The organism is Qipengyuania zhejiangensis (assembly GCF_035607565.1).
Classification (GTDB): Bacteria; Pseudomonadota; Alphaproteobacteria; order Sphingomonadales; family Sphingomonadaceae; genus Qipengyuania; species Qipengyuania zhejiangensis.
In genome coordinates this window covers 614,319-639,458 of record NZ_JAYKGO010000001.1, presented here as the reverse complement: position 1 = coordinate 639,458, position 25,140 = coordinate 614,319, and the positions used below count along the sequence as shown (strand labels likewise).

Sequence of the window (25,140 nt, the reverse complement as noted above, 5' to 3'; positions counted from 1 at the left end):
GATTTTTGTGACGAATCAAACATATGTTTATCGGGCCGACCCATCATGCGGCCAGCGCCACCCGATTGCGCCCCGCCCGCTTGGCGGCATACAGCGCCTCGTCGGCGCGGGCGAACAGCGTCAGGCTGGTATCCGCCGCCTCCATCATCGCGTGCCCCACGCTCACGGTCACGGGCGGAACAGGCGACAGGGCGGTACCCGCTTCGATCGCCAGACGCAGCCTTTCCGCCGCACCCGAAGCGCCCTGCGGTGTTGCGCCGGCGATCACCATCAGGAATTCCTCGCCGCCGATGCGGGCGACCAGTTGGCCTGCGCGCGCCTGGCGACCGGCAATCTCCCCGATCGTTGCGATGACCCTGTCACCGGTGCTGTGGCCGTGGGTGTCGTTGACCTGTTTGAAATGGTCGATATCGAAAACGATCAGGGCAATCGCAGTGCCCGCAGATCGCGCCTCGACAATCGCCCGGTCGAGCGCGGCCATCGCCGACCGGCGATTTGCCAATCCTGTCAATGCATCGGTGTTTGCCAGCTGCCGCGCTTCTTCCGCCTCGCGCAGGGCGCAGTCCTTCTCCTGTTCGATGCGGGCGACCTGCGTGTACTCATCGGTCACGTCGCGCACGACCATCAGAATCATTTCGAGACTGCCTTCGGGGGAAAAGCAGTTGCGCGCGCGGGCTCGCAAGATGCGCGGGCCTCGTTGCGGATTTTCGATTTCGAATTCCACCGCAAAGGCTTCGCGGTCGTCGCCATGGGAAGCAAAGGTCGCCTCCATTTGCGATCGCCCATCGGGAAGCAGACGGTCGATCAAACCCGCCTCGGGCGGTGTGCCCGCAGGAAGCCCGGCGATGTTGCAGAATTCCTCCGACCACCGGCTTTGCCCGGTGGCAAGATCGATGCTCCACCGCCCGAACCCGGCCAGTTCTTCCGCCAGTTCCAGTTGCGAAACGCGTGCTTCCAGCTTGCGACTGCGGCGATCGAGATAGCCGGAGAGCCGGTAATGCCGGATGAGCAGGCCCAGCAACGGCAACACGGTCGCCGCAATCAGCCAGCCTTCGATATAGTGCGTCTGGTCGCGCACCAGCATCACCGCCGGGACCGCAACGAGCGCCCAGCTTGTCAGAACCAGAACTGCATCGAACCCGCGTGCGCGCACAGCCACCACCCTTTCCGAACGGGTGTGTGGCCCATGCCCTGCGTAAACGGCGGCAACAGCCGCCTAGGTAGTGTCCCCTAGGCAGCGTCGGCGCGGCGGACCGTTTCTTCCTCGTTGAGCATTTCCGCGATCAGGAACGCCAGTTCCAGCGATTGCGCCGCGTTGAGGCGCGGATCGCAATGGGTGTGATAGCGATCGCCCAACGCAGCGTCGGTGATCGCAACGGCACCGCCCACGCATTCGGTCACGTCCTGCCCGGTCATCTCGACATGGATGCCGCCGGGGTGCGTGCCTTCGGCGCGGTGGACCGCGAAGAACCCCTTCACTTCGGTGAGGATGCGATCGAAGGGCCGCGTCTTGTAACCGCTGTCCGCCTTGACGACGTTGCCGTGCATCGGATCGCACGACCACACCACCGGATGGCCTTCGCGGCGCACGGCGCGGATCAGGCGCGGCAAGCCTTCTTCGACCTTGTCATGGCCGAACCGGCTGATCAGCACGATCCGCCCCGGCTCGCGCGCGGGGTTGAGCGTGTCTAGAAGCTTGAGCAGCGCATCGGGTTCGAGGCTGGGTCCGCACTTCATGCCGAGGGGATTGCCGATGCCGCGCGCATATTCGATGTGGGCGCTGCCTTCGAAACGCGTGCGGTCCCCGATCCAGACCATGTGGGCGCTGGTATCGTACCAGTCGCCCGTCAGGCTGTCGCGGCGGGTCAGCGCCTGTTCGTAGGGCAGCAACAGGGCCTCGTGACTGGTGTAGAAGCTGGTGCCCTGCAATTGCGGCACGGTGGCCGGGTCGATCCCGCAAGCCTCCATGAAATCCAGCGCTTCACCAATACGGTCGGCCACGTCCTTGAACTTGTCCGCCCAGGGGCTGCGGCCCATGAAATCGAGGGTCCACTGGTGGACCTGCCGCAGGTTGGCATAGCCGCCGTTGGCAAAGGCCCGCAGCAGGTTGAGCGTCGCAGCGGCCTGCGAATAGGCGCGCACCATGCGCTGCGGATCGTTCACGCGGGCGACCGGATCGAACTCGATTCCGTTGATATTGTCACCCAGGTAGCTGGGCAGCGTGACGTCGCCCTGCGTTTCGGTGGCCGAACTGCGCGGTTTGGCGAACTGGCCCGCCATCCGGCCGACCTTCACCACCGGCTTCTTGCTGGCAAACGTCATCACCACGGCCATCTGCAGCAGCACCCGGAAGGTGTCGCGGATGTTGTTGGGATGGAATTCGGCGAAGCTTTCGGCGCAATCGCCGCCCTGTAACAGGAACGCCTTGCCTTCCGCCACTTCGGCCAGATCGGCCTTCAGCGCGCGCGCTTCACCGGCAAACACCAGCGGGGGGTGCGTTTCCAGCGTCGTGCGTGCGGCGATCAGCGCGTCCTTGTCGGCATAATCGGGCAGGTGCCGTGCTTCGAAATCCTGCCAGCTGTCGGGTGCCCAGTTCGTAGCCATTGTCATTTCCAGTTGCGGCGCACCGAATGGCGCCTGAATGCTCGTCTACCGCAGACGAGCGGTCATGATGGAGCAAGCAGCTTTTGCTTGGCCAGCACAAAAACCCGATTGCAGTCTCCGGGTCAGCGGCCCGCTTCTGCCGGGGCGGCTGACGATGCGCGCGTTGCCAGTGGCTGCCCTTCGGGGATGATCGCAAGACGCCAGCCCGGTGTGCCGTCGAAGTATTTCTGCGCCAGGCCAAGCATGTTTTCCGGCGTGGTCTGGGTGAAATCGATCAGCAACGAACGAAGCAGTTCGATCCGGCGCGGGTCCTGGGTGGCCCCTTCCAGCTGGAACAGCCAGAACAGGTTCCCGGTGGACGCCCGGTTTATGTATTGCAGCAACGGCTCGGTTACCCGCTGCAACTCGTCTTCGCCCGGCGGGGTGGTGGCCAGATCACGGGCAATCGTGTCGGCGGCCTGGAAGAAGGCCGGTACGTCCTGCGGGCGCAGCTGTGCGAAGGCGCTGATGCGGCCTCCGCTTTCCACATCCGTCGGCCACTGCGTGCTGACCACCGGGGCATAGCTGGCACCGGCGCGTTCGCGCATCGCATCCATCAGGCGGTTGTTGAACACCTGCGTGAGGATTTCGAGCTGGCGGGATTCGCGCAATCCGGCAACTCCTGCACCGGTTGGCCAGGCAATGACCGCCGCGGCCTGGTTCGCATCGCCGCGGTGGTTTTCGACCACCGTTTCGCCAGCGTCCGGGAAATCGAACCCGCGGGTGGCAACGCTGGCCGGAAGCGGCGCACGCGGTTCAAGCGCGCCAAACGTGCGCCCCAGCGCCTCGATCGCTTCGGCCCTGTCGAAATCGCCAAACACCAGCACTTCCACCGGACCCTGCTTGAGCAGCGGCTCCCACACCTTGCGGAACCCGTCCGCGGTGACCTGTTCCAGCATGGCCTGGTCCGGGGTGCGGAAACGCGGATCACTGTCGCGCAGCAGGAATTCGAGGTCGCGGTTGACAACCCCGACGGGGCTGGAGGAATAGCTTTCGTACGCCAGCCGTGCTGCGGCCTTGGCCCGCAGCACGGGATTGGGGTCCCATCCCGGCATCGCGAGCTTGGCGGCAAACAGGTAGAGCTGGTCTTCCAGATCCTGCCTGCGCGTCTGGGCGAAGAAGGTGAACGCCCCGTCGCCGATGTCGAAATCAAAGCCCATGCGGCGTCCGGTCGAAATACGGTCGAGCTCTTCCTGGCCCAATTCACCGACACCCGAACCAATCAGCGCCATCTGGCCCAGGGTGGCATAGGCCGCCTCGCCTTCGCCGATCGAACGCCAGCCACCACCAAAGCGAACCTTGACCGCCACGCGGCCGGGTTCGGCATCGTTGGCCCACAGGATTGTTTTCACGCCGTTGGCGAAATCCACCCGCTCGATGTCGAGAACGCCGATCGGGCCCTGCTGCGCAATTGCACCCGGTGCGCCCACGCGCGGCAGATCGGCAAAGGAAATGTCCTGCGCTGCGATGCGCGCGTCATCGGCGGCAACGACCTTCGCGCTCAGCGCGGATCGGATGTCGGCCGCGTTCGCCTCGCCGGTCTGCGGCGTGACATAGGCGGCACGGATCACCGCCCCGTCGAACAGTTTGCGCGTATGGTCGAGCAATTGTGCAGGCGTAACCTTGTCCTTCATCGAATTGAAGACGTTGAGCACGGTTTCGGGAGCGGCCACCGTTTCGCGGATATCGACCGCGTTGACGATGTCGTCCGCCAATCGTGCGCCCGCCATCACGCGGCGCTGTTCGACCGAACTGGCGAAGATCGATTCAAACTCGGCCACCTCGCGGTCGATTTCCTCCTGCGTGGGAGGGTTCGCGAGAGCATCTGCAATCACGCCGCGAACATCGGACAGCGCGGCCTTCCAGTCCGCCGTCAGCGGAGCGAATGCGACAAAGGTGGCATCCGTGGACCGGCTGACATCTTCCTGCTGGACCTGTGCATACAGGTAACTGCCGCCGGCGCGCGCACGGGCTTCCAGGCGCCGGTTGATCAGCGCCTGGGCCAGGCTGTCGCGCAGCAGCCCCTCGTTATAGATGATCGTGTCCTGCACCGGGCGCCACGGGCGCATGATCGCGTAGGAAAAGCTGCGCTGGAGCGAAGGTTCGACGATCGCCGTCACTTCGCCCACAGGATTTGCCGGATCGGCCCCCGCCGGTGCGACCGGATCGCCGAAATCGGGCGCAGGCGTGGCCGGACCAACGCCCTTCCAGTCACCGAACCAGCGTTCGACTTCGGCCGCCAATTGCATCGGATCGATATCGCCGACCGCGACGATCACGGTGTTTTCGGGCCGGTACCAGCGCTTGTAGAAGGTTTCGACCGACGCGCCGGTTGCCGCCTGCAAGGTTTCGTCGGTCCCGATCGGAACACGCGTGGCAAGCCTTTGCCCGGCAAACAGGGTGGCGCGGGTTTCCTCGCCCGAACGCTGCTGCGGGCCACCACGCTCGCGCTTTTCAGCCAGAACGATCGGCACTTCTGCATCGATATTCGCGTCGTTCAGCACCGGTTCGCGGACCATCCCCGACAGGATCTTCATGCTTTCGGTCAGCTTGCCTGCGTTGATGTTGGGCAGGTCGAGCTTGTACACCGTGTGCGTGGGGCTGGTTTCCGCGTTGGTATCGCTGCCGAAAGTCGCCCCGAGGCGCTGCCACGTGGGAATCGCCTGGGCACGCCCGACATATTTGCTTTCGCGGAACAGCAGGTGTTCGAGCAGGTGGGCGTAACCGCGTTCGCTCTCTTCTTCATGAAGCGATCCGGCGTCGATGCGAACCCGGATCGAAACCTGGTCCGGCGGCACGCCGTTCTTGCGCACCGCGTAGCGAAGGCCGTTCGGTAGCTTGCCGAACGTCCATTCCTCGTCACGCGGAACGTCGCTGCCTTCGTAGATCCACGGCGTTTCGCCCTGCGGCGTCAGATGCGACGGGGCCGGCGCAGCAGGTTCCTGCGCGTGCATCGCCTGCGGGGCGAGCAAAGCAAGGGGAAGGACAAGCGCGAGACGCCCTACGGCGCGCGGTAGAATAGCCATGAGGCGGGATATAGGGGTGATCGAAGTGAAGGGACAGTGAACATGCGACAAATGCTTCTTTGCTTGTCGGTACTGTCCCGCATCCCTACATCGCGGTTCATGTTCATAGAGACCGAAACCACGCCCAACCCGGCGAGCCTCAAGTTCCTTCCCGGCCGCGAGGTCATGGCGTCGGGTACCCGCGAATTCGCCACGCCCGAAGCCGCCGACGCCAGTCCGCTGGCGCAAGCCGTGTTCGATACCGGCGAAGTGGTGAACGTGTTTTTCGGGGCCGATTTCATCAGCGTCACCGCTGCGCCCGGCGCAAGCTGGACGGATCTGAAACCGCAGGTTCTTGCCATTCTTCTGGACCATTTCGTGTCCGAAGCCCCGCTGTTCACTCCCGGAACCGCTGGCGGCATTGCCGTACCGCCCGAAGATGCGGACATGCTGGTGGAAGAACGCGACGAAGATGCCGACATCGTGGCGCAGATCAACGAATTGCTCGAAACCCGCGTCCGGCCCGCCGTGGCGGGCGATGGCGGGGACATCCAGTATCGCGGCTTTCGCGACGGGATCGTGTACCTCCAGATGCAGGGCGCGTGTTCAGGCTGCCCGTCATCTACCGCGACATTGAAGCACGGCATCGAAGGCTTGCTGAAACATTATGTCCCGGAGGTCGTTGAAGTCCGCGCAGCCTGAATTCAATCCCGCAACCAGAGGACTTCATGACACAGCCTTCAAACGACCAGACGCTCGACGATGCAGCGCTCGACCTGATTTTTCGCGACGCGCGCACCTATAACGGCTGGCACGACAAGGACGTGAGTGTCGAACAGGTCCACGCCATTTACGAATTGCTGAAGATGGGGCCGACGTCGGCCAACATGCAGCCCGCCCGGCTGGTGTGGTGCAAATCGCAGGAATCGCGTGACAAGCTGGCGCAGTTCGCGTCGGAAGGAAACGTCGAGAAGATCAAGACCGCTCCGGTCGTGGTGATCATCGGTTACGATATCGATTTCCACGAAGAACTGCCGTGGCTGTTCCCGCACACCGATGCGAAAAGCTGGTTCGAAGGTGACGAGGAAGGCCGCAAGGAAGGCGCCAAGCGCAATTCCGCCCTTCAGGGTGCCTATCTGATGATTGCCGCACGCGCGCTCGGCCTCGATTGCGGTCCGATGTCGGGCGTCGATCTGGACAAGGTCACGGAAGCGTTCTTCGCCGATGAACCGCGCCACCGGGCCGACTGGATTTGTGCCATCGGTTATGGCGACCGTTCGACCATCTTCGAACGCAGCCCTCGCCCCGATTTCGAGACGTTCAACCGCATCGACTGACTTGATGCGCGCGCCGCGCTGAGGCAGGGCGCGCCCATGCGTATTCTTGCGATAGAAACGGCTACCGAGGCATGTTCGGTCGCGTTGTTCGACGAGGACGTGTGTGTCGACGCGCGCCACGTCACCATCGGGCGCGGCCATGCCGAACGTCTCGTACCGCTTATCAGCGAACTGCCCGGGCGGGGCCGCGCGGACCGCATTCTGGTATCGCTTGGCCCCGGCAGTTTCACCGGCGTGCGCATCGGCCTTGCCGCGGCGCGCGCTCTTGGGATTGCATGGGGCGCGCAGGTTTTGGGTTACCCGACGCTGGCGCTGGTCGCTGCCTGCGCGCGCGACGTGACCGGCACCCATCCGGTCGATGTCGCCATGTCCGGTGGGCACGGCGAATTTTTCGTGCAGCCATTCGACGAACGCGGCCTGCCGGTGGCAGACCACGCCGCCCTGCCCCCTGCCCGCGCCGCCGAATTCCTGAAACAGGACATCGTTGCCGGGAACCGGGCGCAGGAAATTGCCGATTTGCGGGGCCGCGGATCGACGATTTCCATTTTGCCGGACGCGCGCCACGCGCTCGCCATCCCGCACACTCTTCTCACTCCCGCACTGGCGCCCATTTACGGCCGTCCGCCAGATGCCAAATTGCCCGGCCAATGAGCGCAATCGATCAATTGATGGCGGTGATGGAGGCCGCCTTCGATCCGCACTGGCGCGAAGCCTGGACCCGCGCGCAGGTCGAAGGTTCGCTGGCCATGCCCCACACCTTTGCCGTTCTGCTCGACGAGGACGGCAAGCCTCCGCCCGAAGGTTCGCCCGCTGCAGGATTTGTTCTGGCACGGCGTGCGCCCGGAGAAGTCGAACTCCTGTTGATTGCCGTTCACCCCGATTCGCGCGGGCAAGGCCTTGGCCGCAAGCTGATCGATTGCTTCTGCCAGGTGGCGCTGGAATCCGAGGCGGAGCAGGTTTTCCTCGAAATGCGCGCGAACAATTCGGCCGCAAGTCTTTACGAGTCTTGCGGTTTTAAGCCGATCGGGCGGAGAAAAGGCTATTATCGCACCACCGACGGCGAGCCTGTCGATGCGATAACGTACGGGAAAAAGTTGTAAGTACGCGCCACACAAGTCCCCAAATCAAGGGAGTGGACGAACTCTTGTCGATTTTATACAATGGCGGTCGAAAAAAGGGTTCGCGCCACTAATAAAATTACCGAGAGAAGGCTGCTGATGGATAATTTCGAATCCGATATGGCTGAAACCCTGATCACTTTGACGTCCGACATCGTAGCCGCGCACGTCAGCAACAATACCGTCTCAGTGGACGAGGTCGCTTCGTTGATTTCGAATGTCTATGCCGCACTGGCTGGTGTTGGCGGAGCAGCGATTGCTTCCGTCGAAATACCGGAACCTGCGGTTTCTGTTCGGTCTTCTGTAAAGAAAGATCATCTTGTCTGCCTCGACTGCGGCAAGAAGATGAAGATGCTCAAACGGCACCTGTCGACCGAACATGGTTTGACGACAGACGAGTATCGTGCACGCTGGAACCTTGCTTCCGACTATCCGATGGTTGCACCCGACTACGCGGCGACCCGCCGCGACCTCGCGGTGAAGATCGGACTGGGTCGCAAGCCCGGGCAAAAGCGTGGCCGTAAGAAAAAGGCCGGTTAAGGCTCTTCGGTTCGCCTTGAGGAAGACGCCCCGGCCCGATAAGGGTACGGGGCGTTTTTCATTCGGGAAACAGACTTGCACCAGAAAATCGATCTCGAACAACTTTGTGCCGACAAGGGCCTGCGCATCACCGAACAGCGCAGGGTCATCGCGCGCGTGCTGTCGGAGAGCGACGATCACCCGGATGTGGAATTGTTGCACGAACGTGCAAACAAGATCGATCCGGGCATCTCGATCGCCACGGTCTATCGCACCGTCCGCCTGTTCGAAGAGGCGGGCATTCTCGACCGGCACGATTTCGGTGACGGGCGCGCCCGCTACGAAGCGGCGCCCGAAGCCCATCACGATCATCTGATCGACGTCGAAACCGGCAAGGTGATCGAATTCGTCGATCCCGAAGTCGAAGCCCTTCAGAAACAGATCGCCGAAAAACTCGGATATCGCCTCGTCGATCACCGGCTGGAACTGTATGGCGTCCGCCTCGACCGCGAAGGCTGAACGCCGTCTCGCGCGGTATAGCGAGCAGCGCCTTGCTGCCGCGCGCGGGGAAAAAACCGCGCTGAGCGCTGGTGGCTGGGTGCGGTTTGGCCTCCGCATGGCCGCTATCGTCGTGCTGCTGCTGGTGCTGGTGCCTCTGCATTATCTCTACCGCGTTTTCGCGTATGGTTCGCCCTTCCCCATGCTGTTCCTCCGCTACAGCGCGCGGGTGGTCGGCGCACAGGTAGAAACGTCGGGCACTCCGCTGCGGCGTGACGTGTTCTTCATCTCGAACCACATTTCATGGATCGATATCCTCGCCCTTGCGGGGGCCAGCGGCACCGCGTTCGTGGCCAAGTACGAATTGTCGCAAGTGCCGGTGATCGGCTGGCTGTGCCGGCTCAATCGCACCGTTTTCGTCAAGCGCGAGAACCGCATGGGCGTTGCAGAGCAGATCAACGCCCTGAAGGAAGCGCTCCAGGACAACTGGTCGGTCACCGTCTTCCCTGAAGGCACGGTAACAGACGGGCATTCCCTGTTGCCTTTCAAATCGTCCATGCTGTCGGTTCTGGAACCGCCGCCGCCAGGTGTCCTCGTGCAACCCGTGATGCTGGATTACGGAGAAACGTCGGAAGAAATCGGCTGGGTCGGCGAAGAGACCGGGGTCAACAACGCCATGCGGATCATGGCCCGATCCGGCACCTTCAAGCTGCGGATTACCTTCCTCGAACCGTTCAGTCCCGAAGACCATCACGGACGCAAGGCGATTGCCGCAAAGGCTCGCATCGAAATCGAGGAAGCGCTCGTGGTCGCGCTGGGCAAGCCCCTGCGCGATTTCCAGCATGTCGTCGATGCCGTCCGCTATCGCCCGAAGGCCGCATCGCCCGGCGATTAAGGGTCAGAGCCCGGCGCTCACCAACCAGTCGTGGAACAGGCGCACGGGCCGTTCTTCGAGCGCCGTCGGTTTGCATACAAACCAGTAGCTGTACGGGCTCTCCACCTCGATATCGAAGACATGCGCCAGCCGGTTGTCGGCCGCACGGCGGAGGTGATCGTCGTGCATGATCGCGATACCAAGGCCCTGCGCGGCCGCTTCGAGCATGATCTGGCCGGAATCGAAATGATCGATCGCCGCCGGCTCCAGCTCGGGCATGCCCAGTTCCGCCTTCCACGCGGAAAAGCTTTCCGAGAGTTCGTTGTGGATCAGGAAGGTCTGGCGCGAAAGCAGGTCCTGGCTCGGAGCGTCGCCCAGTCTGGTTTTTAGTTCACGGCTGCAGATCGCGTGGACCTTGTTGTAATCCAGGCGAACCGCATGGAGCCCCTTCTGCGGGCCGCGTGACAGGATGATCGCGGCGTCCAGCAGATCGCCGACGCGGTCTTCCAGATGGGCGCCGGTATCGATGTCGATGTGTAGCAGGGGATGGCGCTGGCGCAGTTCCCCCAGCCTGGGGAACAGGCGCTGGGTCCCGAACAGCGGCAACACGCCAAGGTGGAGGCGCAGAAGCGATGCGTTTTCCGATTGGCTTTCCACGGCGCGTGCCAGCGCCTCGAGCTGCGGATTGACCGCTTCGTAGAAAGCATGGCCATCATCGGTCAGCTGCATCGACTGGCGCGCGCGGGTGAACAGCTTCTTGCCGACGAATTCTTCCAGATTGCCAATCCGCCGCGAAAGCGCAGACGGGCTAAGGCCAAGTTCGTCCGCAGCAGCGCGTGCAGAGCCCAACCGTACGGTGCGTACGAAGGCCTCGAGCGCGCGCAAAGGGGGAAGCCGCCGGGTTGCCATGATTGGTCGGCCTATGGATCAAATCGAACACTGTCGAGGGACAATGTGCAAAAAATTGCAACCCGCCAGGGTCATTCCTGCTCGTCTGGTTCCTCGGGTGCATGAAGGCGCAGGCGCGTGACGTGCGTTTCGTCCCCGCCCGTCACTTCGATCCGCCAACCGCTGTCGTGTTCGAGCATTGCGCCCACCTGGGGGACCTGTTCGGCCAGCACGAAGGCAAGGCCGCCGAGCGTGTCCACCGATTCGGCAACTTCTGCGAGTTTCGGATCAACCTTTTCGGCCACGTCATCCAGTTCGGCCCGCGCGTCGCAATCCCACATGCCGGCACCGATGGGAACGATCCATTCCTCCGGCGCGTCGTCGTGCTCGTCCTCGATATTGCCGACGATTTCCTCGACCAGGTCTTCGATGGTGATGAGCCCGTCTGTCCCCGAAAATTCGTCCACCACGATGGCAAGGTGCATACGCTGCTGGCGCATGTCGGCCAGAACATCGAGCGCGTTGCGGGTTTGCGGCACATAGAGCGGCTGGCGCATAAGCACCGTCCAGTCCGCAGGGGGAGTGTCGCCCTTCGCCAGAAACGGGAACACATCCTTGATGTGGATCATCCCGATCACGTCATCCAGCTGATCACGATAGACCGGCATTCGCGAATGGCCATGGTCGGCAAAGGTGGCGACCAGTTCGTCCCAGCTTGCATCGGCGTTCATCGCGATGATTTCGCCGCGCGGCACGGCCACGTCGTCGGCATCGTGCTCGCTGAAATGCAGCAGGTTTCGCAGCATCTGCCGCTCCACCGGCGACAGGTCGCCGCTGCCGGTCGGGGAAAGCGCGGCGTCGCCGTTCTCCCCCTCGTGCTCGTCGATCGCGTCTTCGAGCTGCGCACGAAGCGAACGCTCTCCGAGGTCGGGATCGAAAAATTTCCGGATTGCGAGCCAGAGCCCGCTTCTACTGTCCGCTTCTCCAGCGGGTGATGGCGAATCGGGCATGGCCCTAACAATGCGCTCCAGTCAGTTGCGATCCCCATATGGGTTCGCGACACCCAGTTTTGCAAGCGTTGCGATCTCTAGGTTTTCCATAGCTTCGGCCTGTGTGTCGCTATCGACATGGTCGTGGCCGGCCAAGTGAAGCAATCCGTGAACCAGGAGATGCGCCGCGTGGTCTTCCAGCGGCACGCCTTTTTCTTCCGCCTCACGCGCGCACGTCTCGAACGCCAGCGCCAGATCGCCCAGCATTTCCGGCGGGCCTGAGGGCGCGAGCGCAAGCAATTCGTCGCGCGAAAGCATCGGGAATGACAGAACGTTCGTGGGCTTGTCCTTCGCACGCCATTCGCGGTTCAGCGCATGGACTTCCTTGTCCACGGTGAACAGGACACTGGCGGTGAGGCGCGGATTACCCAGCGCCGGTTCGACGGTTTTCACCGCCCCATGCGCGCGTTCGGCAAGATTGGCCCAGTCGGTCCCCTGCGGCCAGCCGTCTATCTCGATATCGAAATCCACGTCAGACTGTCGGACCTTCGTAAGCTTCGACGATACGGCCCACGATGGGATGGCGGACCACATCCGCTGCGGTGAAGCGGATCGTGCCGAAACCATCGACGCCTTCCAGCTTGTCGACCGCGTCGGCAAGGCCGCTCATCCGGTCGCCGCCAGGAATGTCGACCTGCCGCGGATCGCCGCAGATAACCATGCGGCTGTTCTGGCCGAAACGGGTGAGGAACATCTTCATCTGTTCGCGCGTGGTGTTCTGCGCTTCGTCCAGGATAACGAAGGCGTCGGCCAGCGTGCGCCCGCGCATGAAGGCAATCGGTGCAATTTCGATCTCGCCCGATGCCAGCCGCCGTTCAACCTGTTCGGGCGGCATGCAATCGTACAAGGCATCGTAGAGCGGGCGCAGATAGGGATCGACCTTCTCCTTCATGTCGCCGGGAAGGAAGCCGAGCTTTTCGCCCGCTTCAACCGCCGGGCGGCTGAGAATCAGGCGCTGCACACTGCCGGTGATCAGCTGCGCGACGGCCTGCGCCACCGCGAGATAGGTCTTGCCGGTACCCGCCGGGCCGAGCGCGAATATGATGTCGTCACGCACCAGGCTGCGCATGTAGGTCGCCTGCATGGCACTGCGCGGCACGATGGTCTTGCGCCGAGTGCGGATCATGATCGGCGGGCCCTTGGGCTCGGCGTCCATGATCCCGTCCAGCGTGGGTTCGTTGGACATGGCGATCATCGATTCGATGGCGCCGGCGTCCAGTTCCTGCCCCATGGCCAGCTTGTCATACATGGTCGCCAGCACGTCGCGCGCGCGCGCGACGCTGTCTTCGGGACCTTCTATGTGAAGCTGGTTTCCGCGGGCGGAGATGAACACCCCGAGGCGGTTTTCGACCTGCACCAGATTGGCGTCGAACTGGCCGAACAAGGCGCCCAGCAAACTCTGGTTGTCGAAACTTACATCGACCTGCGCGCGGCGGATTTCACGCTGCGGACTGGGCGGCGGCGAGAAGGCCCGATCGGCCTTCGGTGCGGGTTTGCGAGCCATGCGCTCCTTTCGGTTACGAATCGGAATTTAGGGTGTGATGGTGGCCGCGCAAGTCATCGTGCGACGAGGCGGTGGATAGTCACCGCCTTGTAACAGGCCGCGCGGTCCGGCATTCTTGCATGGCCCCTGGCTCGAGAAGGTTCGCAATGCTTCGTTTCGCCCATGCCGCACCGCTCGCCGTTCTGGCCCTTGCCGCGTGTACACAGCAGGCCGCGCCCGCTGCAGATGCCGCAAGCGAAGACACATCGCCTGCCCCTGCCAATGCGGAAGAGGACATTCGCCGCTTCCTGCTTCAGGAATACCCCGATGCAGCTCCGATGCGGTACGCCCTCGCCTGGTCCGATCTCAACGGCGACGGAGCGGACGAGGCAATCGTCCACCTCATCACCCCCTATTTCTGCGGCACTGGCGGATGCAACACGCTCGTCCTGACCCCGGCAGGCCCGATGTGGAGCAAAGTTGGCGAAATCTCGGTCTCGCGCACACCGATCTCGGTCCTCGACAGCGAGACCATCGGCTGGAAGGACCTTGCCATCAGCGTGTCGGGGGGCGGTGGTCCTTCAGGCGTGATGCGCCTTGCCTTCGACGGGCAAAGCTATCCCTCCAATCCGACGGTCGCCCCGGCCGAACCTACGGAAGAAACAGGGACCGTCCTGCTATCCGAAGAGCCTGAGCTGAAGACGCTGGAAGCCGCAGCCAAGTCAGGCGAGTGACAGCGCGCCTTCACGCACGGATGCCCTGAGCGAGTTGGGGCCGGCCTCGAGGAGGTCGACCTCGACAAGATCGCCGATGGCGACGTCGCCTTCGAACCACACCGATTGGAGCCAAGGCGATTTGCCAAGCCACTGGCCCGGATGCTTGCCCTTGCGTTCGACCAGCACCTCGCAGGTGCGGCCAACGCTTGCTTCGTTGAAGGCGTGCTGGTCGCGGTTCAGCGCCGCCTGCAACCGCTGGAGGCGCACATCCATGACTTCGCGGGCAACCTGGTCATCCATGGTTGCAGCCGGCGTACCGGGGCGCGGCGAATATTTGAAGCTGAACGCCTGGGCATAGGCCACTTCGCCCACCAGGCTCAGCGTCTCTTCGAACTCGGCATCGGTTTCGCCGGGGAAACCGACGATGAAATCCCCCGACAACGCCAGATCGGGACGTGCGGCGCGAAACCGTTCGAGCAGCCGCAGGTAGCTTTCGACGGTATGGCTGCGGTTCATGGCGCGCAGCACGCGGTCGCTGCCTGCCTGGACCGGCAGGTGGAGGAACGGCATCAGCTTGTCGACCTCGCCGTGGGCGGCGATCAGCGCATCATCCATGTCGGCGGGGTGGCTGGTGGTATACCGGATCCGCGCCAGGCCATCGACCTTGGCAAGATCGCGGATCAGGCCCGCAAGGCCGACGGCATGGCCCTTATCGTTTTCACCCGACCACGCGCTGACATTCTGGCCGAGCAAGGTGATTTCCTTGGCACCGGCTTCCACCAGCTTGCGCGCTTCGGCCACCAAATCGCTGTAAGGACGCGAAATTTCGGCGCCGCGGGTGTATGGAACAACGCAATAGGTGCAGAACTTGTCGCACCCTTCCTGCACGGTGAGGAAGGCTGCGGGCCCGATCTTGCGGCGTTCGGGCAACGCGGCGAACTTCGCGATCGCGGGCATGTCGGTGTCGGTCGATCGCTCGCCCGCTACCGCCCGGTCCAGCATTTCAGGAAGCCGGTGATAGGCCTGTGGGCCGACGACCATCGAAACCGCTGGCGCGCGCGCCATGATCTCTTCACCTTCGGCCTGCGCGACACAGCCGGCAACCGCGATCATCGGGGCCTTCTTCTGGGTCTTGCCCTTTGTCAGCCGCCCGATGTCGGAATAGATCTTCTCCGCCGCCTTCTCGCGGATATGGCATGTGTTGAGAACGACCAGATCGGCATCCTCCCCATCGGCAGCGGGCGTGATGCCCTTCTGCGCCAGCATCTCGGCCATGCGCTCGCCGTCATAGACGTTCATCTGGCAGCCGAAGCTTTTGACCCTGAAGGTCCTGGGGGGCGTTGTGGGTTTCATGAACCGGGCGCCAATACCCAACTTGGCTGCGCTATTCAACGAAAAGGGCGGCCAGTGGCCGCCCTTCCCAACCCGTGGTTTCGCAAATGCGATCAGGAAACCGTCGCCTTGACGATCTTGCCCGGTTCGCGCGGCGGTTCGCCCTTGGGCAGCGCGTCTATGTGTTCCATGCCGCTCTCGACCTGGCCCCAGACGGTGTACTGGCCGTCAAGGAAGTGGGCATCGTCGAAGCAGATGAAGAACTGGCTGTTGGCGCTGTCGGGCACCTGGGTGCGGGCCATCGAACACGTGCCGCGGGTGTGCGGTTCGGCGTTGAATTCGGCCTTCAGGTCGGGCTTGTCGCTGCCGCCCATGCCCGTGCCGGTCGGATCGCCGCCCTGCGCCATGAAGCCGGGGATCACGCGGTGGAACACCACGCCGTCATAGAACCCTTCGCCCACCAGTTCGGAAATGCGCGCAACGTGGCCGGGGGCCAGATCGGGGCGCAACTTGATGACAACGTCGCCGCCGGCGCCATTGCCTGTGTCGAGGGTGAAGGTCAGTTTATCGGCCATGGGTCGTGTCTCCTGTGAATGTTGGGGCCGATATAGGGATTGCAGCCGCGCTGTCGACACCTGGTGCCCGCAGGCGGCTTGCTTTTCGTTTCCCGCCCCCTAGAGCGAGGCCATGGCCGAGGAAAAACGCCCCCTCGAAGACGACGACGTGATGCTGGCAAATTCGCCGGTCGAGGAGGCGCGCCCCGACGATCGCATCGACGACGAGCGGATGGACGAGGAAAACACCCTCAAGCCCGCCTTCGTCCGATCCGTCGAAGAAGCGCTGGACGCTGGCGACACGCAGGTCGTCTACGAGCTGGTCGAACCGCTTCACCCGGCCGACATTGCCGATCTTATCGAACTGCTGGACCGCGAGGACCGTTACCAGCTTGTCGGCGCGATTACCGACCTGATGAGTTCCGAAGTCGTTGCCGAACTCAACGACTATGTCCGCGAAGACATGATGGAAGCGCTGCCCGCCGGGGCAGTGGCGCAGATCGCCGAACAGCTGGAAACCGATGACGCGGTCCAGCTGATCGAAGATCTGAACGAGGACGACCAGCGTGCCGTTCTCGCCGAACTGGACGCGGAAAACCGGATCGCGATCCAGTCCGCGCTGGCTTATCCGGAAGAAACCGCCGGGCGCCTGATGAGCCGCGATCTGGTGGCCGTGCCCGAGCATCTGACGGTGGGCGACCTGATCGACTTCCTGCGCGACGGGCGCGAGTTGCCGGACGAATTCTACGAAATCTTCGTGGTCGACGAAAAGCATCATCCGGTTGGCACCTGCGCGCTGTCGTGGGTGCTGCGGGCACCGCGAAACATCGCCCTGTCCGATGTGATGAAGCGCGACCAGACGCTGATCCCCGTCACGCTCGACCAGGAAGAGGTCGGGCTGATGTTCCAGAAGTACAATCTGATCAGCGCCGCCGTGGTCGACGAGAACGACCGGCTGGTGGGCCAGATGACCGTGGACGACGTGGTCCACATCATTTCCGAAGAAGCGGGCGAGGATGCCCTGCTGATGTCAGGCGCGGGCGAAGGCGACATCAACGAACCGATCCGCGATGCCTATTCCGCGCGTGTGCGGTGGCTGGTCGCAAACCTTGGCACCGCGCTTCTGGCCTCGCTGATCATCGCCGCGTTCGGCGCCGCTATCGAACAGCTTGTAGCTCTGGCCGTGCTGATGCCGATCGTTGCCAGCATCGGCGGGAACGCGGGCACGCAGACCATGGCCGTCACCGTTCGCGCCATTGCGACCAACCAGCTGACCCGATCCAACACCAAGCGTATCCTGATGCGCGAGCTGCGCGTTGCCATCCTCAACGGCGCAACCATCGCCGTGCTGGTCGGGCTGGCCACCGCCGCCATATTCACCCCCATGCTGGGCGGCGTGATCGCGTTGGCGATGATCCTCAACGTCATAACCGCCGGCCTTGCAGGCGTGCTGGTGCCCGTAGCTTTCGAACGGCTGGACCAGGACCCGGCAGTGGCCAGCAGCGTGTTCGTGACGATGATCACCGATTCCATGGGCTTTTTCGCCTTCCTGGGTCTCGCCGTGGCGAGCGGGATCGTCGGCTGAGGGGTTGAGCGCCCCGCCCGATCCCCTACATCAGGATCATGCCGCTCAACCTGACCAAGATCGCTTTCGGTGCGCAAAGCTATGGCGATATCGAAAATTGGTATGCCGCGCGGCGCAGCCCCAACCTGACCACTCGCTATCGCCCCACGAAGTGGGAACAGTGCATCGGCGGATCGCTTTACTGGATCCACCAGCACATCATCGTCGCCCGCAGCGAAATCCTGAGTTTCAGCGAAACCTCGGACGGGCGCTGGTCGATCGACCTCAAGCCCGAACTCGTCCGCGTCCACCCGCGCCCCAAGCGCGCGCACCAAGGCTGGCGCTATCTGAAGGGCGACCCACCGAAAGACCTGGCCGAAGGCGAGGATATCGGTGACGCGCTACCGGGCAAACTGGCGGGCAAGCTCGAGCGGCTGGGCCTGATCTAGGCCCCTTTCAAGCGGGCGATAACGTCGCGCACATCCATGTCGTCATCCACGCCAAATTGCGCGTAGCTTTCGCGAAGCTCGCCCATTCTCTCGTCGATCCTCTTCACATTGCTGCGGTGGCTGACCACGAACCGGCGCCGCGCAAGAAGTTGCGGAAACACCGCATCGGCATATTCGCCCACATCCATCCCGTGTCGCATCACGCGAGGATCACCCAGCGGAGTAAAGACCCAGCCGGGGATGATGAGGCCGACGTGAACAGTGTCGGGCAGGTCTTCACGCAGGCTCTCAGTCATGCCGACCAACGCATGCTTTGCCGCGATGTACGCCGCCGCGTGAGGCATCGCGCAGAAAAGGCTGTTTTCACTACCGGTATTGTAGAGCGCACTCGGCAAATTCTGTGCAATCATCCGCGGGGCAAAGGCACGGCAACCATGCCAGGCGCCCCAGAAATTGATGTCGAAATGGCGACGCGCTTCGTCGAGGTCGATTTCCCAGAGCTTTCCGCGTGGCCCGCCGACACCGGCATTGTTGAGCAGCAGCTCAACAGTCCCGAGCCGGTCGAACGCCGCTTCGGCCAGTGCATCGACCTGCGCCGGAACCGACACGTCACACGGTTGCGCCAACGCCCCCTGTATCGTGGCCGCAGCCGCCTCCAGTTTTGCACCGGGCAAGTCGGCCAGCATGACCCGCGTTCCAAGGGCAGCGAGGCGCTGCGCAATGGCAAGACCGATCCCCGAAGCGCCGCCGGTGATGACGGCAGTCGCGGGGACCCATTCGCTCACGCGGGCACTTTCTCGGCCACCCGCCGAAGCGCATCGGCATAGGTTTGGGGCGGCTGCGCGCCGGGGATCATGAACTTGTTCTCGACCACCATGGCCGGCACGCCGGAGATGTTCATATCCCACGCGGCACGTTCTTCGGCGCGGACCTTGTGGCCAAGTTCATCGCTGGAGAGTGCGGCGGCGGCGGCTTCCCGATCAAGGCCGGCTTCCGCCGCAATGTCCAGCAACACGTCATGCTGGCCAATCGGACGGCGGGCGTTGAAATGGGCTTCGAACAGCGCGAGTTTAAGCTCGGTCTGCTTTTGAGGTCCAAACTCCTCACCCACCCAGGTCAGCAGCTTGTGGGCGGAAAACGTGTTCCACATCATCGCGTCTGGCGCAGGATCGCTGCCTTCGTAATCGAGCGAGACGCCGGCAATGGTCGCCGCTTCGCGCATCCGGCCCTGTACCGCCTTCGACTGTTCGACGGTGGAGCCGTACTTGCGGGCGATATGCGCTGTGCGTTCCTCGCCTTCGGCCGGCATGTCGGGGTTCAATTCGAACGCATGCCAGCGAACGTCGGCCTCGATTTCGCCGTGGAGCTGTTCGAGTCCCTTTTGCAGATTGCCCCACCCGACCAGGCACCAGGGGCACATGACATCGGACCAGATATCGATTCTCAGCCTGCGCGGTTCGCTCATCGGTTCATCCACCAGTTCATCAGGTGATGGGCAATAGCATGGGGCGGCGGGGCAACGAAAGGTCCCGAACCGACCAAGGCAGCGCCGACATCGTCGCGGCTGAAGAAGACGACTTCGGCCATTTCGGTTTGATCGATGGTCAGCTCGTCGTTGTCGGCATGGCTATGGCAGCCGATCATCAGCTGGCTGGGAAAGGGCCACGGCTGGCTGGCGACATAGGTGACGTCGCGCACCGTTACACCGGCTTCTTCCAGAACTTCACGCGCAACCGCTTCTTCGATGCTTTCGCCCGGTTCGACAAAGCCCGCCAGAGCGGAAAAACGCCCCTCGGGCCAGCCCAACCCCCGGCCGAGCATGAGGCGGCCCTCGTGTTCGACCAGCATGATCGTGACCGGGTCGGTACGCGGAAAATGCTGCGCGGCGCAGCGCGTGCAATTGCGCTGCCAGCCGCCCTTGGCGATTGCGGTCGGCCCGCCGCATTGCGCGCAGAACCGGTGGCGTGCGTGCCAATCGGTGAGGCTTCTTGCCCCGCCGTAGAGCGCGAGATCATCAGGACGCAACGTGGCCATCAGCTGCCACAGCTGGGGGTTGGCCATACGCGGCGCGGCATCGCCCTTCGGCGGCACCGCGGCGAAGCAGGCCTTCCCGTCATCCAGGCCGAGGAAGCACAGCTCGGCATCTTCGGAAGCGTCGGCCAGGCTCGTCCATGCCAGCCCCCCGTCGTCCGCCATTGCGGGCATCAGCCCGTCCAGCACGAGCAGACGCGCCTTCCAGTTCATGTACCCGGCCAGCCGCTCGGGATCGGCGCGGACATGATCGGCGCGGTCGAGCCGTGATCCGGTGAACGACAGCACGTCCTGCCTCACGCCCCCTGCATGGCGGCAAGATCGTCCACCACCGCCTTGGGAAAGGCGGCATGGATCGGATAGGCTTCGGACGGCATGTACTGGGTCATCAAATTGGCGCGCAGGCCCGCCTGGAAATTCACGAACGCCACGGTGCCCGCCGCGCCGCCCCAGCCGAAGGACCCGTCCGAAACGCGCCCGCCAGCGCCGAAGCCCTGGCCTTCGACCCATGTCCCCTTGGTGGTGGCCGTTTCAGGCATAAGGTTGGATGTACCCACCCGCACGGCCAGTTCGCCCATGACCCGCTTGCCGTCGATCACGCCGTAGCCCAGCAGCATCCGCAGGAAACGGTCGTAATCGCGTGGGCTGGAAACCAGTCCGGCCCCGCCGAACGGGAATGCCGGATTGTCGAGATAGATCGAGGCGCGGGCCGGATCGATCGGAAGGGGCGTTCCGTTGAGAATGCCGTAATTGGTCGTGAAACGGCCCACTTCGCTTGCCGGAACACGGAAATAAGTGCTGGTCATGCCAGCGGGTTCGAAAATCTGCGTCCGTAGGAATTCGTCGAATCGCATCCCACCGGCTACTTCGATAACGCGTCCCAGCAGGTCGAGACCGACCGAATAGCTCCACTTCGTGCCCGGCTGGAGAACCAGCGGCACCTTGGCCAGCCGATCCGCGAATTCGGCAAGGCCCGAGACCGCCTGTGCGCGGCCAAGGCCGGGGATCGGCAGGCGGCTGACTTGTCCCGGAACAAGGCCCCGTTCTTCATAAACCGCCTTGATCGGACCGTTCTGCACAATCCCGTACCCCAGGCCCGCGGTGTGGGTGAGCAGCTGGCGGATGGTGATCGGCCGCACGGTAGGCACGACATCGGCCACCGACCCGTCATAGGTTTTTTGCACCATCATGTTGGCATAGGCCGGGAGAATTTCTGCCAAGGGCTGGTCGAGACCGATCTTCCCATCGTCGATCAGCATCATCGCCGCCATGCCGGTAATCGGCTTGGTCATCGAATAGATGCGATAGAGGCTGTCCGCATCGGCCACCACGCCGCTGCCCAGCGTCAGGTCGCCTTGCGCGATGGTCAACGCATCGCGCTGGCCCCAGCCCAGCGTGGCGACCATATTGGCGACCTTGCGTTCACCGACATATTTTTCGACCATCGCGGCGACGTTGCGCCATTCGGTAGAGCCACCCTTCGCCATGGCGGCACGACCCATCGGAACCCCTGCAAGCGCGGCGCCGGCAGTGAGCCAGGCGCCTCCGCGCAGAATGCCGCGGCGGGACATCTGCGGGGTTTCGAACGTGCGATAAGCCATGCAATCTCTCTCCGATTTGTGTGCGCGCATCTGTGCGGGAGCAGAAATGAACGGTCAATTGCGAAGTGAAACTCTTGCCAAACCGCGCTGTCCTATCCATATAAGACACATGCTGAATATACTCTCCATCCTGTTCGGACTCGTGTCCCTCGTCATCGTCATCCCGGCGACCATCCCCTTGCTTGGCTGGGCCAACTGGCTCGCCCTGCCGCTGATCGCGATCGGCGTCGTGCTGGGCCAGCTTTCGTCAAGCCGGTCGGGTCGAAATTTCTGCCTTGTGGTCGCAGCGATCGCAGTCGTGCGGCTGAGCCTTGGCGGCGGGATTATCTAACCCGCCAGGGCCAATCGCGCGGCCTTCGCGAACAAGGTCGGCAAACCGGCCTCGTCCAGCGTTTCGAGCGGCCACCATTCGCCGCCGTCCGGTTCGAAACCGGCGGATTCAAGCCGCACGACCGCCAGTTCGAGCGAAAAGTGGCTGAAGGTATGGCGCACCAGTCCCAGCGACTGGATATTCCCGTCGGCAGGCGGGATGCCGTGGCCATCGCCGGCCGCATTCCAGCCGTCATCGGGAAGCGCGCGCATGCCGCCCAGCATTCCCGTTCCTTCGCGCCGCACCAGCCAGACGTCCGTGTCCCGCTGGATCCAGAAAGCCTGTCCTTGCCGCACAGGCTTCGCCTTTTTCGGTACTTTTTTCGGCAGGCGTGCAGGGTCGCCCGAACGGCGGGCCGCGCACGCGCCCGACAGCGGACAGAGCAGGCATTTTGGTTCGCGGCCGGTGCAGATCGTGGCGCCCAGATCCATCATCGCCTGGGCGAAATCGCCTGCCCGCTGGGCAGGCGTGATCGAGGCGGTTGCTTCACGAATGGCCTTGCGGACAGCGGGCAGCGGTTCCTCGATCGCGAACAGCCGCGCAACCACCCGCTCCACATTGGCGTCGACCACCACGGCTTTGCGCCCAAAAGCGATCGCGGCAACAGCGGCAGACGTATAGGCGCCCAGTCCCGGCAGTTCGCGCAAAGCCTCCTCCGTATCGGGAAACCCGCCCCTATCGGCGACGGCGCGCGCGCATTTCACCAAATTTCGGGCGCGGGAATAATACCCCAGCCCCGCCCATGCCGCCATGATGTCCGCTTCATCGGCGGCGGCCAGCGCATCGACCGTTGGCCAGCGCTGCGTAAAGGCCGTGAAATACGGTTTTACCGCGGTAACCGTGGTCTGTTGCAGCATCACTTCGGACAGCCACACGCGATAAGGATCGGGCGGTGATGCACCGGGCCGCGCGCGCCATGGCAATTCGCGCGCGTGATCATCGTACCAGTCGAGTAATATGTCGGAGACGGTGGCGGCCACGCCCAGCCTATGGCATGGCCTGCCGCATCATGGGAAGCGACAAGACCGACGGCAAGCCGAAAGCCGCACGCAAGTGGGAGCGCGCGCGCGGCGGCGCGGCCAAACCGATATCGGACCTTATGCCCCAGATCGGGCGCAGCGCCTTCCGCCGGTTCGGTTTCGTGCAGAGTTCGATCGTGTCACGCTGGCCCGAAATCGTGGGCGACACCCACGCCAAGGTGTGCGCGCCCGAAATGATCCGTTTCCCCCCGGGCGAAAAGTCGGACGGGATCATGCACCTGGTGGTCAAGCCCGCTCATGCACCGCTGATCCAGCAGGTCATCCCCGACATCATGGAGCGGGTGAACCGTTTCTTTGGCTACCGTGCCGTGGCACGGATCAAATTGCGGCAAGGCGAGGTTAAGCCGCCCCCGGGCAGGGATCGTCCCAAGGCGCCGCCGTCGCTCAAGCCGATTCCTATGGAATTGGGCGACAGTCTGCGCGATATCGGCGACCCTGAATTGCGCGCAGTGCTCGAATCGCTGGCTCGCAGCATGGGTTCGCAGGAAAAAGGTGACGACCAATCGTGATGAAAAAGTCTGGTTTGCTCAAAACGTTGCTCATTGCCACCGCCGGTACATTGGCCCTTGGCGCCAGCGCACAGGAACGTTCTGTGCTGAAGGGCGGAAACTGGGCCGCGATGGTTACCGCCACGCCCGGCGGACACCTGCTCGGCAATCCCGAAGCAAAGACCAAGCTGGTCGAATTCATGAGCTACACCTGTTCGCACTGCGCGACTTTCGCGCGCGAAGGCGATGGGGCGATCAAGCTGCTGTATGTGCCGACCGGCAAGGTCAGCTACGAAATCCGCCACCTGGTTCGCGATCCGGTCGACCTGACCGCCGTGCTGCTCACCCATTGCGGCGATGCCAAGAAATTCCCCGGAAACCATGAAGCCTTCATGGTCAGCCATGGCGAATGGATGGAAAAGGCGCACCACGCCACGCAGGCCCAGCGTTCACGCTGGCAGTTCGGTTCGATCCGCGCCCGCTTCCAGGCCATCGCCAGCGACCTCGATTTCTACGATATCATGGAAAGCCGCGGATATTCGCGCGTCCAGACGGACCTGTGCCTCTCGGACGAAGCGAAAGCGAACGAATTGGCCAATTCGTCGCGCAGCAATATCGAAACCTACAAGCTTCAGGGCACGCCCAGCTTCGTGCTCGACGGTACCTTGCTCGAAGGCACACACGCCTGGAACGCGCTTCAACCGTTGCTCGATGGGGCGCTCTGACACCTGAATGTCCGCTTTTCGGGGGAAAGCCCTGTGGATACCCTGCGCTGCGCCTTCCCATGCCCGCGCGCCCTGCCCTAGCCTTGCCAGTTCAAAGACGAGGAATCCCATGATCAAGACGCTCCGTTTCGCACTTGCCGCCCCGCTCGCCCTCGCGCTCGCCGCGTGTGGTTCCGGGACCGAGGAAGCTGGCAGCCTGGAAGGCGAAGCGGTTGCCGCCGTGCCTGCACCGGAGGGCACACAGTGGTCCGATCAGGTGACCGAAACCGCCGATGGCGGAACGCTCGTCGGCAATCCCAATGCGCCGCTCAAGCTGATCGAATACGGATCGCTCACGTGCCCGACCTGCGCCCGCTTCGCGCAGGAAGGATCCGAACCCTTGATCCAGGACTATGTGAACAAGGGCACGGTCAGCTTCGAACTGCGCCAGTTCGCAATCCACGGTCCGGTCGACCTCATGCTGGGCCGTTTGACCAAGTGCGGTCCCAAGGAAGCCACGCTTCCCTTGTCCGACCAGGTATGGCTGAACCTCGAGGCCATCATGCAGCCGGTGCAGACCAACGGCCAGGCCCTCGAAGCGGCCATGCAACTCCCGCTTGAACAACGCTTCATCGTGGCTGCCGAGCAGATGGGATATCTCGATTTCTTCGCCGAGCGTGGGATCAGCGTCGACCAGGGCCGCCAGTGTCTTGCCGATGTTGCCGCGATCGAACAGGCCGCCGCCCACACCCAGCGCTATTCGCAGGAATTCAACATCGCGGGCACGCCGACCTTCGTGCTCAACGGCCAGAATGTCGACGCCAATACCTGGGCCGCGCTCGAACCCATCCTGCAACGCGCCGGCGCCCGGTAAGGC

At 63.3% G+C, this 25,140-nt stretch carries 28 protein-coding genes; 14 read left to right on the top strand and 14 right to left on the bottom strand.

Annotated features, from left to right (window positions below; translation table 11 throughout):
• Positions 1–43 precede the first annotated feature (43 nt).
• From VR863_RS03035 to VR863_RS03025, 3 genes are all read right to left on the bottom strand, one after another.
• Positions 44–1,159, bottom strand: coding sequence for a GGDEF domain-containing protein (locus tag VR863_RS03035; protein WP_324826953.1), 1,116 nt, complete (start codon positions 1,157–1,159; stop codon positions 44–46).
• Between the two features lie 71 nt (positions 1,160–1,230).
• A complete protein-coding gene (locus tag VR863_RS03030; RefSeq protein WP_324826952.1) occupies positions 1,231–2,604 on the bottom strand; it encodes a class II 3-deoxy-7-phosphoheptulonate synthase in 1,374 nt (457 codons plus the stop codon).
• 122 nt (positions 2,605–2,726) lie between these two features.
• A complete protein-coding gene (locus tag VR863_RS03025; RefSeq protein WP_324826951.1) occupies positions 2,727–5,669 on the bottom strand; it encodes a M16 family metallopeptidase in 2,943 nt (980 codons plus the stop codon).
• Between the two features lie 99 nt (positions 5,670–5,768).
• Here VR863_RS03025 and VR863_RS03020 point away from each other — a divergent pair, with 99 nt between their 5' ends.
• The 7 genes from VR863_RS03020 to VR863_RS02990 all read left to right on the top strand — a co-directional run bounded on the left by VR863_RS03020 (position 5,769) and on the right by VR863_RS02990 (position 10,015).
• Entirely contained in the window at positions 5,769–6,350 is a 582-nt protein-coding gene (locus tag VR863_RS03020; protein WP_324826950.1) for a NifU family protein, read from the top strand.
• Between the two features lie 26 nt (positions 6,351–6,376).
• Positions 6,377–6,985 carry a malonic semialdehyde reductase gene (locus VR863_RS03015; protein ID WP_324826949.1) on the top strand — a complete coding sequence of 203 codons (609 nt, stop codon included), beginning with the start codon at positions 6,377–6,379 and terminating at the stop codon, positions 6,983–6,985.
• 36 nt (positions 6,986–7,021) lie between these two features.
• On the top strand, positions 7,022–7,636 hold the full coding sequence (tsaB, locus tag VR863_RS03010) for a tRNA (adenosine(37)-N6)-threonylcarbamoyltransferase complex dimerization subunit type 1 TsaB (protein WP_324826948.1): 615 nt from the start codon (positions 7,022–7,024) through the stop codon (positions 7,634–7,636).
• Positions 7,633–8,085, top strand: a complete 453-nt coding sequence (locus VR863_RS03005) for a GNAT family N-acetyltransferase (RefSeq protein ID WP_324826947.1) — start codon at positions 7,633–7,635, stop codon at positions 8,083–8,085. Before tsaB ends, VR863_RS03005 begins: the two co-directional genes overlap by 4 nt.
• Before the next feature lie 117 nt (positions 8,086–8,202).
• Positions 8,203–8,643, top strand: coding sequence for a Ros/MucR family transcriptional regulator (locus VR863_RS03000; protein ID WP_324827561.1), 441 nt, complete (start codon positions 8,203–8,205; stop codon positions 8,641–8,643).
• Between the two features lie 75 nt (positions 8,644–8,718).
• A complete protein-coding gene (locus tag VR863_RS02995; protein WP_324826946.1) occupies positions 8,719–9,141 on the top strand; it encodes a Fur family transcriptional regulator in 423 nt (140 codons plus the stop codon).
• Positions 9,113–10,015 (top strand): lysophospholipid acyltransferase family protein, encoded by a 903-nt coding sequence (locus VR863_RS02990; RefSeq protein WP_324826945.1) that lies wholly within the window; start codon positions 9,113–9,115, stop codon positions 10,013–10,015. The genes VR863_RS02995 and VR863_RS02990 overlap by 29 nt, the downstream gene beginning before the upstream one ends.
• Before the next feature lie 3 nt (positions 10,016–10,018).
• Here the strand turns inward: VR863_RS02990 and VR863_RS02985 are convergent, their stop codons facing one another.
• The 4 genes from VR863_RS02985 to VR863_RS02970 form a co-directional block, all read right to left on the bottom strand.
• Positions 10,019–10,903 (bottom strand): LysR substrate-binding domain-containing protein, encoded by an 885-nt coding sequence (locus VR863_RS02985; RefSeq protein ID WP_324826944.1) that lies wholly within the window; start codon positions 10,901–10,903, stop codon positions 10,019–10,021.
• A 71-nt stretch (positions 10,904–10,974) separates the two neighbouring features.
• Positions 10,975–11,892 carry a hemolysin family protein gene (locus tag VR863_RS02980; protein WP_324826943.1) on the bottom strand — a complete coding sequence of 306 codons (918 nt, stop codon included), beginning with the start codon at positions 11,890–11,892 and terminating at the stop codon, positions 10,975–10,977.
• Positions 11,893–11,913: 21 nt separating this feature from the next.
• Complete coding sequence (ybeY, locus tag VR863_RS02975) at positions 11,914–12,402, bottom strand: rRNA maturation RNase YbeY (protein ID WP_324826942.1); 489 nt, start codon at positions 12,400–12,402, stop codon at positions 11,914–11,916.
• Position 12,403: 1 nt separating this feature from the next.
• Positions 12,404–13,435 carry a PhoH family protein gene (locus VR863_RS02970; RefSeq protein WP_324826941.1) on the bottom strand — a complete coding sequence of 344 codons (1,032 nt, stop codon included), beginning with the start codon at positions 13,433–13,435 and terminating at the stop codon, positions 12,404–12,406.
• Between the two features lie 146 nt (positions 13,436–13,581).
• On the opposite strand from VR863_RS02970, the gene VR863_RS02965 reads away from it, so the two are divergent.
• Positions 13,582–14,148 (top strand): COG3650 family protein, encoded by a 567-nt coding sequence (locus tag VR863_RS02965; protein WP_324826940.1) that lies wholly within the window; start codon positions 13,582–13,584, stop codon positions 14,146–14,148.
• Here VR863_RS02965 and miaB read toward each other — a convergent pair.
• Together miaB and VR863_RS02955 are read right to left on the bottom strand one after the other, a co-directional pair.
• Positions 14,137–15,483 carry a tRNA (N6-isopentenyl adenosine(37)-C2)-methylthiotransferase MiaB gene (gene miaB, locus VR863_RS02960; RefSeq protein ID WP_324826939.1) on the bottom strand — a complete coding sequence of 449 codons (1,347 nt, stop codon included), beginning with the start codon at positions 15,481–15,483 and terminating at the stop codon, positions 14,137–14,139. The two genes, VR863_RS02965 and miaB, sit on opposite strands and share 12 nt — an antisense overlap.
• Positions 15,484–15,575: 92 nt before the next feature.
• Positions 15,576–16,037 (bottom strand): peptidylprolyl isomerase, encoded by a 462-nt coding sequence (locus VR863_RS02955; protein ID WP_324826938.1) that lies wholly within the window; start codon positions 16,035–16,037, stop codon positions 15,576–15,578.
• 112 nt (positions 16,038–16,149) lie between these two features.
• Between VR863_RS02955 and mgtE the strand changes: the two genes are divergently transcribed.
• Complete coding sequence (gene mgtE / locus VR863_RS02950) at positions 16,150–17,601, top strand: magnesium transporter (protein ID WP_324826937.1); 1,452 nt, start codon at positions 16,150–16,152, stop codon at positions 17,599–17,601.
• 38 nt (positions 17,602–17,639) lie between these two features.
• A complete protein-coding gene (locus VR863_RS02945; RefSeq protein WP_324826936.1) occupies positions 17,640–18,029 on the top strand; it encodes a DUF1489 family protein in 390 nt (129 codons plus the stop codon).
• Here VR863_RS02945 and VR863_RS02940 read toward each other — a convergent pair.
• From VR863_RS02940 to VR863_RS02925, 4 genes are read right to left on the bottom strand one after another with little or no spacing between them, the layout of a single operon-like run.
• Positions 18,026–18,814, bottom strand: a complete 789-nt coding sequence (locus VR863_RS02940) for an SDR family NAD(P)-dependent oxidoreductase (RefSeq protein WP_324826935.1) — start codon at positions 18,812–18,814, stop codon at positions 18,026–18,028. The two genes, VR863_RS02945 and VR863_RS02940, sit on opposite strands and share 4 nt — an antisense overlap.
• Entirely contained in the window at positions 18,811–19,494 is a 684-nt protein-coding gene (locus VR863_RS02935) for a DsbA family oxidoreductase (protein ID WP_324826934.1), read from the bottom strand. The genes VR863_RS02940 and VR863_RS02935 overlap by 4 nt, the downstream gene beginning before the upstream one ends.
• Positions 19,491–20,360, bottom strand: coding sequence for an NAD(+) diphosphatase (gene nudC, locus VR863_RS02930; protein ID WP_324826933.1), 870 nt, complete (start codon positions 20,358–20,360; stop codon positions 19,491–19,493). Before nudC ends, VR863_RS02935 begins: the two co-directional genes overlap by 4 nt.
• On the bottom strand, positions 20,357–21,661 hold the full coding sequence (locus VR863_RS02925) for a serine hydrolase domain-containing protein (protein ID WP_324826932.1): 1,305 nt from the start codon (positions 21,659–21,661) through the stop codon (positions 20,357–20,359). Before VR863_RS02925 ends, nudC begins: the two co-directional genes overlap by 4 nt.
• Before the next feature lie 109 nt (positions 21,662–21,770).
• On the opposite strand from VR863_RS02925, the gene VR863_RS02920 reads away from it, so the two are divergent.
• Positions 21,771–21,992: a hypothetical protein gene (locus VR863_RS02920; RefSeq protein ID WP_324826931.1), complete on the top strand. Its 222-nt coding sequence runs from the start codon at positions 21,771–21,773 to the stop codon at positions 21,990–21,992.
• Here the strand turns inward: VR863_RS02920 and VR863_RS02915 are convergent.
• Positions 21,989–23,011, bottom strand: coding sequence for an A/G-specific adenine glycosylase (locus tag VR863_RS02915; RefSeq protein ID WP_324826930.1), 1,023 nt, complete (start codon positions 23,009–23,011; stop codon positions 21,989–21,991). The two genes, VR863_RS02920 and VR863_RS02915, sit on opposite strands and share 4 nt — an antisense overlap.
• Before the next feature lie 14 nt (positions 23,012–23,025).
• Between VR863_RS02915 and VR863_RS02910 the strand changes: the two genes are divergently transcribed.
• The 3 genes from VR863_RS02910 to VR863_RS02900 all read left to right on the top strand — a co-directional run bounded on the left by VR863_RS02910 (position 23,026) and on the right by VR863_RS02900 (position 25,137).
• Entirely contained in the window at positions 23,026–23,580 is a 555-nt protein-coding gene (locus VR863_RS02910) for a DUF721 domain-containing protein (RefSeq protein WP_324826929.1), read from the top strand.
• Complete coding sequence (locus VR863_RS02905; RefSeq protein WP_324826928.1) at positions 23,580–24,284, top strand: thioredoxin domain-containing protein; 705 nt, start codon at positions 23,580–23,582, stop codon at positions 24,282–24,284. The genes VR863_RS02910 and VR863_RS02905 overlap by 1 nt, the downstream gene beginning before the upstream one ends.
• Positions 24,285–24,393: 109 nt before the next feature.
• Positions 24,394–25,137, top strand: coding sequence for a thioredoxin domain-containing protein (locus tag VR863_RS02900; RefSeq protein ID WP_324826927.1), 744 nt, complete (start codon positions 24,394–24,396; stop codon positions 25,135–25,137).
• The last annotated feature ends 3 nt before the right edge of the window (positions 25,138–25,140 follow it).

What these genes read in the sequence shown, in the direction of transcription:
- VR863_RS03030 (WP_324826952.1), bottom strand. Translation starts at nt 2,604, where the DNA reads ATGGCTACGAACTGGGCACCCGACAGCTGGCAGGATTTCGAAGCACGG.
- VR863_RS03025 (WP_324826951.1), bottom strand. Translation starts at nt 5,669, where the DNA reads ATGGCTATTCTACCGCGCGCCGTAGGGCGTCTCGCGCTTGTCCTTCCC.
- VR863_RS03020 (WP_324826950.1), top strand. Translation starts at nt 5,769, where the DNA reads ATGTTCATAGAGACCGAAACCACGCCCAACCCGGCGAGCCTCAAGTTC.
- VR863_RS03015 (WP_324826949.1), top strand. Translation starts at nt 6,377, where the DNA reads ATGACACAGCCTTCAAACGACCAGACGCTCGACGATGCAGCGCTCGAC.
- tsaB (WP_324826948.1), top strand. Translation starts at nt 7,022, where the DNA reads ATGCGTATTCTTGCGATAGAAACGGCTACCGAGGCATGTTCGGTCGCG.
- VR863_RS03005 (WP_324826947.1), top strand. Translation starts at nt 7,633, where the DNA reads ATGAGCGCAATCGATCAATTGATGGCGGTGATGGAGGCCGCCTTCGAT.
- VR863_RS03000 (WP_324827561.1), top strand. Translation starts at nt 8,203, where the DNA reads ATGGATAATTTCGAATCCGATATGGCTGAAACCCTGATCACTTTGACG.
- VR863_RS02990 (WP_324826945.1), top strand. Translation starts at nt 9,113, where the DNA reads ATGGCGTCCGCCTCGACCGCGAAGGCTGAACGCCGTCTCGCGCGGTAT.
- VR863_RS02985 (WP_324826944.1), bottom strand. Translation starts at nt 10,903, where the DNA reads ATGGCAACCCGGCGGCTTCCCCCTTTGCGCGCGCTCGAGGCCTTCGTA.
- VR863_RS02980 (WP_324826943.1), bottom strand. Translation starts at nt 11,892, where the DNA reads ATGCCCGATTCGCCATCACCCGCTGGAGAAGCGGACAGTAGAAGCGGG.
- VR863_RS02970 (WP_324826941.1), bottom strand. Translation starts at nt 13,435, where the DNA reads ATGGCTCGCAAACCCGCACCGAAGGCCGATCGGGCCTTCTCGCCGCCG.
- VR863_RS02965 (WP_324826940.1), top strand. Translation starts at nt 13,582, where the DNA reads ATGCTTCGTTTCGCCCATGCCGCACCGCTCGCCGTTCTGGCCCTTGCC.
- miaB (WP_324826939.1), bottom strand. Translation starts at nt 15,483, where the DNA reads ATGAAACCCACAACGCCCCCCAGGACCTTCAGGGTCAAAAGCTTCGGC.
- VR863_RS02955 (WP_324826938.1), bottom strand. Translation starts at nt 16,037, where the DNA reads ATGGCCGATAAACTGACCTTCACCCTCGACACAGGCAATGGCGCCGGC.
- mgtE (WP_324826937.1), top strand. Translation starts at nt 16,150, where the DNA reads ATGGCCGAGGAAAAACGCCCCCTCGAAGACGACGACGTGATGCTGGCA.
- VR863_RS02945 (WP_324826936.1), top strand. Translation starts at nt 17,640, where the DNA reads ATGCCGCTCAACCTGACCAAGATCGCTTTCGGTGCGCAAAGCTATGGC.
- VR863_RS02935 (WP_324826934.1), bottom strand. Translation starts at nt 19,494, where the DNA reads ATGAGCGAACCGCGCAGGCTGAGAATCGATATCTGGTCCGATGTCATG.
- VR863_RS02925 (WP_324826932.1), bottom strand. Translation starts at nt 21,661, where the DNA reads ATGGCTTATCGCACGTTCGAAACCCCGCAGATGTCCCGCCGCGGCATT.
- VR863_RS02920 (WP_324826931.1), top strand. Translation starts at nt 21,771, where the DNA reads ATGCTGAATATACTCTCCATCCTGTTCGGACTCGTGTCCCTCGTCATC.
- VR863_RS02910 (WP_324826929.1), top strand. Translation starts at nt 23,026, where the DNA reads ATGGCCTGCCGCATCATGGGAAGCGACAAGACCGACGGCAAGCCGAAA.
- VR863_RS02905 (WP_324826928.1), top strand. Translation starts at nt 23,580, where the DNA reads ATGAAAAAGTCTGGTTTGCTCAAAACGTTGCTCATTGCCACCGCCGGT.
- VR863_RS02900 (WP_324826927.1), top strand. Translation starts at nt 24,394, where the DNA reads ATGATCAAGACGCTCCGTTTCGCACTTGCCGCCCCGCTCGCCCTCGCG.